Source organism: Shewanella sp. 10N.286.52.B9 (genome assembly GCF_002873635.1).
GTDB lineage: Bacteria > Pseudomonadota > Gammaproteobacteria > Enterobacterales > Shewanellaceae > Shewanella.
The window spans coordinates 39,385-52,717 of record NZ_MCTY01000036.1; the positions used below are offsets into that span (position 1 = coordinate 39,385).

11 protein-coding genes are annotated in these 13,333 nt (G+C 43.3%); 10 read left to right on the forward strand and 1 reads right to left on the reverse strand.

Translation table 11 applies throughout. The annotated features are described in order from the left end of the window. Window positions 1–25: 25 nt before the first annotated feature. The 6 genes from BCU91_RS03145 to greA all read left to right on the forward strand — a co-directional run bounded on the left by BCU91_RS03145 (window position 26) and on the right by greA (window position 7,751). Window positions 26–817 (forward strand): M48 family metallopeptidase, encoded by a 792-nt coding sequence (locus tag BCU91_RS03145; protein ID WP_102530885.1) that lies wholly within the window; start codon window positions 26–28, stop codon window positions 815–817. 107 nt (window positions 818–924) lie between these two features. Beyond that, entirely contained in the window at window positions 925–1,539 is a 615-nt protein-coding gene (locus BCU91_RS03150; protein ID WP_102520108.1) for an FKBP-type peptidyl-prolyl cis-trans isomerase, read from the forward strand. 52 nt (window positions 1,540–1,591) lie between these two features. After that, window positions 1,592–2,404, forward strand: coding sequence for a 4-hydroxy-tetrahydrodipicolinate reductase (dapB, locus tag BCU91_RS03155; protein ID WP_102437923.1), 813 nt, complete (start codon window positions 1,592–1,594; stop codon window positions 2,402–2,404). 183 nt (window positions 2,405–2,587) lie between these two features. Beyond that, window positions 2,588–3,745, forward strand: a complete 1,158-nt coding sequence (gene carA / locus BCU91_RS03160) for a glutamine-hydrolyzing carbamoyl-phosphate synthase small subunit (RefSeq protein WP_102437921.1) — start codon at window positions 2,588–2,590, stop codon at window positions 3,743–3,745. A gap of 27 nt (window positions 3,746–3,772) precedes the next feature. After that, window positions 3,773–6,997 carry a carbamoyl-phosphate synthase large subunit gene (carB, locus tag BCU91_RS03165; RefSeq protein WP_102477158.1) on the forward strand — a complete coding sequence of 1,075 codons (3,225 nt, stop codon included), beginning with the start codon at window positions 3,773–3,775 and terminating at the stop codon, window positions 6,995–6,997. Window positions 6,998–7,274: 277 nt separating this feature from the next. Beyond that, complete coding sequence (greA, locus tag BCU91_RS03170; RefSeq protein ID WP_076542843.1) at window positions 7,275–7,751, forward strand: transcription elongation factor GreA; 477 nt, start codon at window positions 7,275–7,277, stop codon at window positions 7,749–7,751. 131 nt (window positions 7,752–7,882) lie between these two features. Here greA and yhbY read toward each other — a convergent pair whose 3' ends face one another. Next, on the reverse strand, window positions 7,883–8,182 hold the full coding sequence (gene yhbY, locus BCU91_RS03175) for a ribosome assembly RNA-binding protein YhbY (RefSeq protein ID WP_076542846.1): 300 nt from the start codon (window positions 8,180–8,182) through the stop codon (window positions 7,883–7,885). Between the two features lie 90 nt (window positions 8,183–8,272). Between yhbY and rlmE the strand changes: the two genes are divergently transcribed. From rlmE to glmM, 4 genes are all read left to right on the forward strand, one after another. Continuing rightward, the gene (gene rlmE, locus BCU91_RS03180) at window positions 8,273–8,902 is read left to right on the forward strand and encodes a 23S rRNA (uridine(2552)-2'-O)-methyltransferase RlmE (protein ID WP_055023704.1); all 630 of its coding nucleotides are present in this window, start codon (window positions 8,273–8,275) and stop codon (window positions 8,900–8,902) included. 54 nt (window positions 8,903–8,956) lie between these two features. Continuing rightward, window positions 8,957–10,918, forward strand: coding sequence for an ATP-dependent zinc metalloprotease FtsH (ftsH, locus tag BCU91_RS03185; RefSeq protein WP_241904025.1), 1,962 nt, complete (start codon window positions 8,957–8,959; stop codon window positions 10,916–10,918). A 135-nt stretch (window positions 10,919–11,053) separates the two neighbouring features. Continuing rightward, window positions 11,054–11,893 carry a dihydropteroate synthase gene (gene folP / locus BCU91_RS03190; protein WP_102530887.1) on the forward strand — a complete coding sequence of 280 codons (840 nt, stop codon included), beginning with the start codon at window positions 11,054–11,056 and terminating at the stop codon, window positions 11,891–11,893. Between the two features lie 79 nt (window positions 11,894–11,972). Next, window positions 11,973–13,316 carry a phosphoglucosamine mutase gene (gene glmM, locus BCU91_RS03195; protein ID WP_102530888.1) on the forward strand — a complete coding sequence of 448 codons (1,344 nt, stop codon included), beginning with the start codon at window positions 11,973–11,975 and terminating at the stop codon, window positions 13,314–13,316. Window positions 13,317–13,333 lie beyond the last annotated feature (17 nt).

A 13,333-nucleotide genomic window follows, 5' to 3' on the forward strand; every position in this document is an offset into this window, starting at 1 on the left:
ACAAAATAATAAAAGGATAATTATTATGAAAGCCGTTTTAGTGGGGCTATTCGCCACCATGGTTATGTCTGGTTGCGCCATCCATAAATCCCCAACGGGTCGCAGCCAAATGCTGTTATTTGATGAGTCTCAAATGTCGCAAATGGGGGCGCAATCATTCGATGCGATGAAAAAAACGGAAAAAATCAGTACCGATAAACAGCAAACGGCTTATGTTAACTGCGTTGCCAATCGCATCACTGCGGTATTACCCGATCAAAGCTTAAACTGGGAAGTGGTGTTATTTGACTCAGATCAGATCAATGCTTTTGCCCTGCCGGGTGGTCATATTGGGGTGTACACAGGATTACTTAAGGTGGCGAGCGATCAAGACCAGTTAGCGACAGTAATAGGTCATGAAGTAGCCCATGTGCTAGCAAGGCATGGTAATGAGCAAGTTTCGCGTTCACAAATGACCAATGCAGGTATGCAAATGGCTGATATAGCCCTAGGTGCTGGCGGCGTGGCCAATAAAGATCTTTATATGGCGGGCTTAGGCTTAGGTGCGCAAGTCGGTATTTTATTACCCTTTGGCCGCGATCAAGAAAGTGAATCCGATGAGCTTGGTTTAGAGTTAATGGCTAAAGCGGGTTTTAATCCTGCTAAAAGCGTTACGCTTTGGCAAAATATGGCCAAAGCCGGTGGTGAACAAGGCCCTGAGCTATTTTCAACCCATCCATCTCATTCGACACGTATTGCCGATTTAAAAGCCCTTCAAGCTAAAGTGACACCAGTGTATCAAGCAGCTCTAAAGAAGACGCTTGCCAAGTGTCATTAAGGCTACTGAAAAATAGTCATAATCGAGGTAGATTAGCACCCATCAGCAACGAAAGTGTGGTAAACTGCCCCGCAAATTTTAACCGATGAATTAAGAGTAAATACGATATGTCAGAGTTCAACACAATGGAACAGCAAGCAAGTTACGGTGTAGGTCGTCAAATGGGTGAGCAATTAGCAGCTAACCCTTTCGAAGGCATCGATATCCCTGCTGTACAAGCTGGTCTAGCTGATGCATTCGCTGGTAAAGAAAGTGCTGTAGCTATGGAAGACTTACAAGTTGCTTTCACTGAAATCAGCCGTCGTTTACAAGCTGTTCAAGAAGAAGCTGCTGCTGCAGCATCTGCTGAAGGTGAAACATTCCTAGCTGAAAATGCTAAGCGTGAAGACATTATTGTTACTGAGTCAGGACTTCAATACGAAGTTATCACTCAAGGTGAAGGCGAAAAGCCAACGCTTGAATCAACTATTCGTGCACATTACCACGGTACTTTCATCAACGGTGAAGTATTCGATAGCTCTGTAGCTCGTGGCGAGCCTGCTGAATTCCCAGTTTCTGGTGTTATCGCTGGTTGGACTGAAGCATTACAACTAATGCCTGTTGGCACTAAGCTTAAACTATTCGTTCCACAACACTTAGCTTATGGCGAACGTGGTGCTGGCGCTTCTATCCCGCCATTCTCGGCGTTGGTATTTGAAGTCGAATTGTTAGAAATCGTTTAATGAAAAACGCCTAAGTTAACTTAGGCGTTTTTGTATCACTGGGAGAAAGTAGATGACTGCAAAAGTAAGAGTCGCCGTTGTTGGTGCCAGTGGCCGTATGGGTCGCACACTGATTGAAGCTGCAAAGCAACATGAGGTGATATATTTGGGTGCTGCTATTGAGCGAACTGGTTCTACACTAATAGGTGTTGATGCTGGTGAACTTGCTGGTGTTGGTACTATGGATGTCGCGATTACAGATTCATTAGATATAGCATCAGAACATTTTGATGTATTAATTGATTTTACCTCTCCAGAGTCGTCGCTAGTTCACCTTGATTGGTGCGCTAAAAACCATAAGGCGATTGTGATTGGTACTACTGGGTTCAATCATGCTCAAAAAGAGTTGATTGGTGCTTATGCTGAGCAAACACCGGTTGTGTTTGCACCGAATATGTCAGTAGGCGTTAACTTAACGCTGAAACTATTAGAGTTAACGGCAAAAGTAATGGGTGATTACACCGATATCGAAATCACCGAAGGCCATCATCGCTTTAAGAAAGACGCCCCTTCAGGGACGGCATTAAAGATGGGCGAAGTTATCGCTGAAACTTTAGGTCGTGATCTTGAAGAGTGCGCTGTATATGGTCGTGAAGGTATGACAGGCGAACGTGATAGAAATACCATTGGTTTTTCTACTATTCGTGCCGGTGATATTGTTGGCGACCATACGGTGATGTTTGCCGATATTGGTGAGCGAGTTGAAATAACGCATAAAGCCACCAGTCGCATGACCTTTGCAAATGGCGCAATGCGCGCCGCCTATTGGCTGTCCGATCAAGATGCTGGTCTTTATGACATGCAGCAAGTATTGGGACTCAATTAATATTTAAAGAAAACCACCGTTGGTGGTTTTTTTTTGGGAAAATATTGTTCCCAAAAAAACATAAATCAAGCATAGACGCTTATACATAATTCATATAGAATCGCCGGAATTTGCCAAATTTTCGTAATTTTGTAAATCTGTAGAAATTAAAAATAAATAATTTCAGTGGTTTGACTCTTATTTTTGGAGGTCACGTTGACACAGTCTGCCTTACTTGTACTCGAAGATGGAACCGTATTCTCTGGCACAGCAATTGGTGCCGATGGACTAACTGTTGGTGAAGTTGTATTTAATACTTCAATGACAGGTTATCAAGAGATTTTAACGGATCCGTCATATTCTCGCCAGATTGTCACTTTGACTTACCCGCACATTGGTAACACCGGAACAAACGATGAAGATACCGAATCTGATTCAGTTCATGCCTGTGGTCTAATCATCCGAGATCTCCCTCTATTAGCTAGCAACTTCCGTAATCAACAATCCTTAAGCGATTATTTAAAAGCGAATAATGTTGTTGGTATCGCTGATATCGATACCCGTAAATTAACTCGTATTTTACGTGAAAAGGGTGCCCAAGCCGGTTGTATTATGGTCGGCGATATCGATGAAGCTAAAGCATTAGCAGCAGCCAAAGCATTCCCTGGTTTGAAAGGCATGGATTTGGCTAAAGAAGTGACCACAGAGTCGACCTACCAATGGCGCAAAGGCACTTGGCGCTTAGTGGGTGGTTTACCGGACGAAACTCCAGCGTCAGAGCTTAAGTTTAAAATTGTTGCTTTTGATTATGGTATCAAGCGCAATATTTTACGCATGCTAGTTGACCGCGGTTGTGATGTTACTGTTGTCCCTGCACAAACACCGGCAGCTGAAGTATTAGCAATGAATCCTGATGGGATTTTCCTATCAAATGGCCCTGGCGACCCAGAGCCATGTGATTATGCGATTACGGCTATCCAAGAAATTTTAAAAACTGAAATCCCAGTATTTGGTATTTGTCTTGGTCACCAATTACTTGCATTAGCATCTGGGGCAAAAACTTTGAAAATGAAGTTTGGTCATCATGGCGCTAACCACCCGGTAAGTAATATTGAAAAAGGTAATGTGATGATCACCAGTCAAAACCACGGTTTTGCTGCTGATGAAGCGACGTTGCCTGCGAACATCAAAGTGACTCACAAATCGTTATTTGATGGGTCTTTGCAAGGTATTCACCTTACTGATAAACCAGCGTTTAGTTTCCAAGGTCACCCAGAAGCAAGCCCTGGACCGACCGATGCGTCACCACTGTTTGATCACTTTATTGAGTTGATTGAACAATATCGTCAAAACGCTAAATAGTTAGGTCATTCGGAGAATAGATAAGCAATGCCAAAACGTACTGATATTAAAAGTATTCTGATCCTAGGCGCTGGCCCAATTGTGATTGGTCAAGCCTGTGAATTTGACTATTCTGGCGCACAAGCGTGTAAAGCGCTGCGTGAAGAAGGTTATCGAGTTATCTTAGTTAACTCTAACCCTGCAACCATTATGACTGATCCAGAAATGGCTGATGCGACATACATCGAGCCAATTCACTGGGAAGTTGTGCGTAACATTATCGCTAAAGAAAAACCTGATGCGATTTTGCCAACTATGGGTGGCCAAACCGCACTTAACTGTGCACTGCAGCTAGAAGCTGAAGGTGTACTAGAAGAGTTTAACGTTGAAATGATTGGCGCGACAGCTGACGCAATTGATAAAGCTGAAGACCGTAGTCGTTTTGATACAGCAATGAAGTCAATTGGACTTGACTGTCCTCGTGCTGGTATTGCCCATACAATGGAAGAAGCTTACGGTGTTTTAGACCAAGTTGGCTTTCCGTGTATTATTCGTCCATCTTTCACCATGGGTGGCAGTGGCGGTGGTATTGCGTATAACAAAGAAGAGTTTGAAGACATTTGTTCTCAAGGCCTTGAGTTATCGCCAACTAGCGAGCTGCTAATCGATGAGTCACTAATCGGTTGGAAAGAGTACGAAATGGAAGTGGTTCGTGACCGAAATGATAACTGCATCATTGTGTGTGCCATTGAAAACTTCGATGCCATGGGCGTGCATACCGGTGATTCAATCACTGTTGCACCAGCGCAAACACTGACCGATAAAGAATACCAATTAATGCGTAACGCTTCTTTAGCGGTACTGCGTGAAATTGGTGTTGAAACCGGTGGTTCAAACGTTCAGTTTGGTATTTGTCCAAACACTGGCCGTATGGTCATTATTGAAATGAACCCGCGTGTTTCTCGCTCTTCTGCGTTAGCTTCTAAAGCAACCGGTTTCCCGATTGCTAAAATCGCCGCGAAATTAGCGGTAGGTTTCACCTTAGATGAGCTAATGAATGATATTACTGGTGGTCGCACCCCAGCATCATTCGAGCCTGCAATTGATTACGTTGTGACTAAAGTGCCGCGCTTTAACTTTGAAAAATTTGCTGGCGCTAATGACCGTTTGACGACGCAAATGAAGTCAGTGGGTGAAGTCATGGCCATTGGCCGTACTTTCCAAGAGTCATTACAAAAAGCATTACGTGGACTTGAAGTTAACCGTAACGGTTTTGACCCGATTGTTGACCTTGCATCGCCTGAAGCAATGCAAACAATTCGTCATGAGTTAAAAGAGCCTGGTTGTGACCGTATTTGGTACATTGCTGATGCCTTCCGCGCTGGTCTAAGTCGTGATGATATCTTCAAGCTAACTAATGTTGATCATTGGTTCTTAGTCCAAATTGAAGATCTTATCGCCCAAGAAGCTAAAGTGGCTGAAGTGGGGATGTCAGGTCTTAACGAAGCCTTCTTACTGCAACTTAAGCGTAAAGGTTTCTCTGATGCACGTTTAGCACACATCTTAGGTGTCAGTGATAGCGAAGTGCGTAAAATTCGTGACCGCTTTGATATGCACCCAGTGTATAAGCGTGTCGATACCTGTGCGGCAGAATTTGCCACAGACACTGCTTACATGTACTCAACTTACGAAGAAGAATGTGAAGCCGCGCCATCAACCCGTGAAAAAATCATGATTCTTGGTGGCGGCCCTAACCGTATTGGTCAAGGTATTGAGTTTGATTACTGTTGTGTTCATGCGGCATTAGCATTGCGTGAAGACGGTTACGAGACCATTATGGTTAACTGTAACCCTGAGACTGTTTCGACCGATTATGACACCTCAGATCGCTTGTACTTTGAGCCAGTGACCTTTGAAGATGTGCTTGAAATCGTTCGTATTGAGAAGCCAAAAGGCGTTATCGTACAGTACGGTGGTCAAACACCGCTAAAACTGGCACGTGAACTAGAAGCGGCAGGTGTACCGATTATTGGTACAAGCCCCGATGCCATTGACCGCGCTGAAGACCGTGAGCGTTTCCAGCAAGCGATTCAACGTCTTGAAATGAAGCAACCTGAAAACGATACCGTAACAACGGTTGAAGGTGCGGTACTTTCTGCTGCCCGTATCGGTTACCCGTTAGTGGTTCGTCCATCTTATGTATTAGGTGGACGCGCAATGGAAATCGTTTATGACGAGCAAGACTTACGTCGCTACTTCAATGAAGCAGTAAGCGTATCTAACTCATCACCAGTATTGCTTGACCGTTTCCTCGATAATGCCATTGAAATCGATATCGATGCAGTTTGTGACGGCGAAATCGTGGTTGTGGGTTCTATCATGGAGCACATTGAACAAGCGGGGGTTCACTCAGGTGACTCAGGTTGTTCGTTGCCGCCATACAGCTTAAGCGAAGATGTTCAAAACCGTATGCGTGAGCAAGTGGCTAAATTAGCCATGGAGCTGGGCGTAATTGGTTTGATGAACGTTCAGTTTGCGGTTAAAGATGACGAAATCTACATGATTGAAGTCAATCCACGTGCTGCGCGTACAGTGCCATTTGTCTCTAAAGCAACCGGTATCCCGCTAGCGAAGATTGCTGCACGTGTAATGGCTGGTCAAAGCTTAGCATCGCAGAACTTCACTAAAGAAGTGATCCCACCATACTTCTCAGTAAAAGAAGTGGTATTGCCGTTTAACAAGTTCCCAGGTGTTGACCCAATGCTTGGCCCTGAAATGCGCTCTACAGGTGAAGTAATGGGTGTGGGTGAAACCTTTGCTGAAGCTTATGCTAAAGCCCAGCTTGGTGCCACAGCTGAAGTACCTAAGTCTGGCCGTGCATTAATTTCTGTGCGTAACAGTGATAAAGCGCGTGTGGCTGAACTTGCAGCTGAACTGATTGAGCTAGGTTATCAAATTGATGCAACTCATGGCACTGCAGTTATTCTAGGTGAAGCAGGTATTAATCCGCGTCTAGTTAACAAGGTACATGAAGGCCGTCCACATATTCTCGACCGTATTAAAAATGGTGAATACACTTACATCATTAATACCACTGAGGGGCGTCAAGCGATTGAAGATTCTCGTCAAATTCGTCGTGGTGCACTGCGTTATAAAGTGAACTACACCACAACATTGAATGCTGCATTTGCTACCTGTATGGCCCATTCAGCAGATGACCGTAATAACGTCAATTCAGTACAAGAATTGCATGAACGAATCGCTAAAAGTTAATAATATTTAATTTAACGTCGATTCGGTTAAAAAGGCTGCAGTCATGCAGCCTTTTTTATTACTATTTTTTGACACTCACTAGTAACTACTCGCAAGCTTATGTAAGCTTAGCTATCATCATTTGCTAGCCCTTCAGCGCGCGAGACTGTTTTGTTGCCACATGTCGCTATAAGTGAATGTGAGCATGACGACTCGACGTTTAATAATATAGATTTTACTGTGTTGATATGCGTGTCGACACGGGGTGCTTTTGTTTTTAAAGGAGACATAAGACATTATGAATACCGTCCCTATGACGATCATCGGAGCTGAACAGCTGCGTAAAGAATTAGATGAATTAAAATTTGTGCGTCGTCCAAGCATTACTGAAGCTATTGCTTCTGCACGTGAATTAGGCGACTTGAAAGAAAATGCTGAATATCATGCAGCCCGTGAAGAACAAGGTATTTGTGAAGCACGTATTCGTGATATTGAAGGCAAGTTATCAAATGCACAAATCATTGATGTGACATCAATGCCAAACAATGGCCGAGTGATTTTTGGCACAACAGTGACCATTGTCAATGTTGATACCGATGCAGAGTCAACTTACCGTATCGTCGGTGATGATGAAGCAAACATTAAAGAAAATCTTATTTCAGTGAATTCACCGATAGCGCGGGGATTAATTGGTAAGAACCTTGATGATGAAGTTGCCATTACCACACCTGGTGGCACCGCAGAATATGAAATTATCGCTGTAGAATACGTTTAATAAGTTACGACTTAAGACTGGTTTGCTATAGCGATAAAAAAACCACTGCATGGCAGTGGTTTTTTTAGGTCATATTCAATATCAGTTAATCAACAATCGACTAATATTAAGTAACCAGATGTTTGACGAAATTATTTTGCTTTTGGAACGGCAATTTTCATTTCAGCAGACTGACGGAAAATAACTAAGGTGTGACCGATAAGCTGTACTTTGGTAGATTGAGTTTCGCGAATAATCGCGTCAACTACAGCATTTTTAAGCTCTCTATCAGAAGAGCCTACTTTCACTTTAATTAGTTCATGATGAGTGAGTGCACTATCAATTTCAGCCAGTACACCTTCGGTCAAACCATTAGCACCAAGCAGCACTACAGGCTTTAAATTATGCGCCAGGCCTTTTAAATGCTGTTTTTGTTTGGTTGTTAAGTTCATTTGTACCAACTTTTTAAATGTTACTGTTGAAAAACGGCTATTCTACCCTTATATAAGCATGATGTAACTCCAAATCGTTACGGAATTTAAATGGCAACGAAGAAACGCTCGGCAAGTTCAAGCCGATGGATGCAAGAACATTTTGATGATCACTATGTAAAACTGTCTCAAAAGCGAGGTTTACGCTCTCGAGCTGCATTCAAGTTGGAAGAAATCCAACAAAAAGACAAATTAATTAAACCTGGTATGACAGTAGTAGACTTAGGCGCAGCGCCTGGCGGTTGGTCTCAAATTGCAGTTAAACTAGTGGGAGAAAAAGGTAAATTAGTCGCATGTGATATTTTACCTATGGACCCCATCGTGGGCGTCGACTTTTTACAGGGCGATTTCCGTGAAGAAAAAGTACTTGATGCTTTACTTGACCGCGTTGGTGAAGATAAAGTTGATGTAGTACTATCAGATATGGCGCCTAATATGAGTGGTTCAGATGGTGTGGATCAACCAAGGGCAATGTATTTAGTAGAATTAGCATTAGATATGTGCCATCAAGTTTTGGCATCTAATGGTAGTTTTGCAGTCAAAGTTTTTCAGGGGGAAGGCTTTGATGAATATATGAAAGCAGTGCGACAAGCTTTTACAACAGTGAAAACACGCAAACCAGATTCATCACGACCACGTTCACGTGAAGTTTATATAGTGGCGACTGGTTACAAGTTATAGTAGTCTAACGATTAATTATCGTGGGTCTTCAAGAGGTCTAACAATTTGAGTGACATGGCAAAAAATTTAATTCTCTGGGTTGTCATCGCCGTCGTGTTGATGTCAGTGTTTCAGGGCTATTCCCCCTCTTCTTCGTCAACGCAGAAGATGGATTATTCCGTATTCTTAGATAGTGTCCGAAACGGCAATATCAATTCGGTAGAAATTAAAAGTGATCAACGTACCATTGAAGGAGTAAGACGCTCTGGAGAGAAGTTCACTACAATCATGCCAATGTATGACCAAGATTTAATCAATGATCTTGATCGTAAAGGGATTTCAATGAAGGGCCAAGAAGCTGAAGAGTCAGGCTTCCTAACCCAAATCTTTATCTCTTGGTTCCCGATGCTGTTATTAATTGGTGTGTGGATATTCTTCATGCGCCAAATGCAAGGCGGTGGCGGTAAAGGCGCGATGTCATTTGGTAAGAGTAAAGCCAAATTGATGAGCGAAGACCAAATTAAAACCACTTTTGGTGATGTTGCAGGTTGTGACGAAGCAAAAGAAGACGTAAAAGAATTGGTTGATTACCTAAAAGAGCCAACCCGTTTCCAAAAGCTTGGTGGCCGCATTCCTACCGGTGTTCTTTTAGTTGGCCCACCGGGTACGGGTAAAACCTTACTTGCAAAAGCCATTGCTGGTGAAGCTAAAGTTCCGTTTTTCACTATTTCTGGTTCTGACTTTGTTGAAATGTTTGTCGGTGTCGGTGCATCACGTGTACGTGACATGTTTGAGCAAGCTAAAAAGTCTGCACCATGTATCATCTTTATCGATGAAATTGATGCTGTAGGTCGCCAACGTGGCGCTGGTGTTGGTGGCGGTCACGATGAGCGTGAGCAAACCTTGAACCAAATGCTGGTTGAAATGGATGGTTTTGAAGGTAACGAAGGTATTATTGTTATTGCTGCGACCAACAGACCAGATGTGTTGGATGCTGCATTGCTACGTCCAGGTCGTTTTGACCGTCAAGTGGTTGTTGGCTTACCGGATGTTCGTGGTCGTGAACAAATTTTAAAAGTTCATATGCGTAAAGTACCGTTAGCAGATGGTGTCAAAGCCAGCGTTATTGCTCGTGGTACCCCAGGGTTCTCAGGTGCTGATTTAGCAAACTTGGTGAATGAAGCTGCGCTATTTGCTGCTCGGGGTAATCGCCGCGTAGTGAGCATGGAAGAGTTTGAAAGTGCTAAAGACAAAATCATGATGGGTGCTGAGCGCCGCACTATGGTGATGTCTGAAGATGAAAAAGAAATGACCGCATACCATGAAGCAGGTCATGCGATTGTTGGTTGTTTAGTGCCTGAGCATGATCCTGTGCATAAGGTTACTATTATTCCACGCGGCCGTGCATTAGGTGTGACTTTCTTCTTACCTGAAGCTGATGCAATTAGTCAAAGTCGCCGTAAACTTGAAAGCCAAATTTCAGTTGCCTACGGCGGACGTTTAGCGGAAGAGATGATCTACGGTACAGAGCGCGTATCGACAGGTGCTTCACAAGACATTAAATATGCAACGTCAATTGCACGCAACATGGTGACCCAGTGGGGCTTCTCTGAAAAATTAGGCCCGGTACTTTATGCTGAAGATGAAAACGAAGTATTCCTAGGACGCAGTATGGGTAAAACCCAACATATGTCCGACGATACCGCCCGTATCATCGATGCCGAAGTAAAACACTTAATTGATTCAAATTACGATCGTGCGCATACTTACTTAAATGACAACATGGATATCCTCCATGCCATGAAAGATGCGTTAATGAAATTTGAAACCATCGATGCCGATCAAATTGATGATTTAATGAATCGTCGCGAAGTTCGTCAGCCAGCCGATTGGGATGCTGATGACTCAATTGATGATAAAGATAAAGGCACGCCTGCAAACGCGACAGAGACTAAAGCTGACTCTGAAGCTGCAGACGCAGATAAAGCAGACGATAAATCAGAATCGACACCAGATACTGATGCGCCTGCTAAATAACGCTGAGTTAAATTAACGTAAAAAACCCCGAAAGGGGTTTTTTTATATTTATTGCTTTGTGAACAAAAGTATTTTAATTCAGCTAATAGAGTTAAATATTATCTAACTCATTAAATTGAGTATAAGTGAGGTTGTGTGTTTGAACTTAAATCGGGAGATAAAACCCTCTCGCTAGCCAGTCCGATTGTTATGGCTATCATTAACGTTACTCCCGATTCATTTTCTGATGGCGGTCAACATGCCACGTTTGAAAGTGCTTGTCGGCAAGTTGATAAAGTCATCAGTCAAGGGGCTAAAATAGTTGATATTGGCGGCGAGTCAACCAGACCAGGTGCTATAGCAGTTACTTTAGAAGAAGAGCTCGCTAGAGTTATTCCTGTCATCGAATATACTGCCCAAAACCATGATGTGTGGATTTCAATCGATACCAGTAAGCCGCAAGTCATGGAAAAAGCAGTTGCTGCAGGCGCCCATATTATTAATGATGTTCGTGCGCTACAAGAGCCCGGCGCGCTGGCAATGGCAACTATGCTCGATGTGCCCGTATGTTTAATGCATATGCAAGGGCAACCAAAAGATATGCAAGACTCACCAGAATACGACGATGTTATCCAACAAGTTAATGACTTTTTGTCGCTAAGGGTAGATTATTGTTTAGCAGCAGGTATGTCTCGAGAAAATATCATTTTAGATCCAGGCTTTGGCTTTGGTAAAACTCTTGAGCATAATTATCAGCTGTTAGCCAAGTTACCGGAACTACATAGTTTGCATTTTCCCGTGCTGGTAGGTTTATCAAGAAAAAGCATGATCGGGGATTTATTACAGCGTGATATTAATAATCGCTTAGCGGGTAGTCTTGCTGGGGCGATGATTGCGGCGCAGCAAGGGGCGCAAATTATACGGGTACATGATGTTGAAGAAACCGTGGATGCACTCACTGTGATGTCAGCGACAATGGCAAGTTTACATAACTAACCTTTTCAGTCATTTTAAACATGCATTTTTTGCCTAGGTTACGTTATCAAGTGGTATGAATTCACTTTGAGAGGTACACATGCAGCAAAGACAATTTTTTGGAACTGATGGTATTAGGGGCAAGGTCGGCGCGGGTAAAATGACCCCCGAGCTTGCTCTTAAGCTTGGCTGGGCAGCGGGAAGGGTGCTTTCACGCAGTGGCACCAAGAAAGTGATTATCGGTAAAGACACACGGATTTCGGGTTACCTGTTTGAATCCGTACTGGAAGCCGGCTTATCTGCCGCTGGCTTAAATGTATTATTGGTTGGGCCTATGCCGACGCCAGCTATTGCTTATTTACCCCGAACTTTTAGGGCCGAAGCTGGCATTGTTATTAGTGCCTCCCATAATCCCTATTACGATAATGGTATTAAGTTTTTTTCAGCTGACGGCAGTAAGTTAGATGATGCGCTTGAATTAGAAATAGAGCATGAACTTACCAAAGACTTAGTTTGTGTTGAGTCTCATTTATTGGGCAAAGCGGCAAGAATTGATGATGCAGCAGGGCGCTACATTGAATATTGTAAAGGTCATTTCCCTGCTGAGCTGACTTTAGCTGGGCTTAAAATTGTGGTTGATTGCGCTCACGGCGCAACATATCACATTGCTCCTAGTGTTTTTAAAGAGCTTGGCGCAGAAGTGATCACCATTGGTGATAAACCTAATGGATTAAATATTAATGACAATGTTGGCGCGACATCCATGGCGTCAATATGCGAGCAAGTGCTGCTAGAACAGGCTGATGTCGGCATTGCCTTAGATGGCGATGGTGATAGGATCATGATGGTGGATCACCAAGGTAATGTGATTGATGGCGATCAAATTCTTTATGTGCTTGCCGCTAATGCACTTAATAATGGCACTTTGAAGGGCGGGGTTGTTGGCACCTTGATGTCAAATTTAGGCTTGGAGTTGGCATTTAAGAGATTGAATATCCCCTTTATGCGCTCAAAAGTAGGTGACCGTTATGTCATGGCGTTGATGCGTCAACACCACTGGCGTATTGGCGGCGAAAGCTCTGGACATATACTCGATTTAGATCACGGCACGACAGGGGACGGTATCGTGGCGGGAATTTTAGTGTTAGCGGCAATGCAGCAGCAACAATTATCGTTAGCACAGTTGGTTAAACCGCTAAAAATGTTGCCTCAAGTATTAATTAATGTCACTTTTAATAGTGAGACTGATCCATTATCAGCGTCAGCGGTCATCACTACCCTGCAGCATGTAGAGCAGCTATTAGGTAAAACCGGTCGAGTTTTACTTAGAAAATCCGGCACTGAGCCCTTAATAAGGGTGATGGTTGAAGGTGAAGATGTGGCATTGGTCACATCTTTTGCACAACAGATTGCTGATGCAGTGCAACGCGTTAGTAAATCCTAAATGTTATATATTAATTG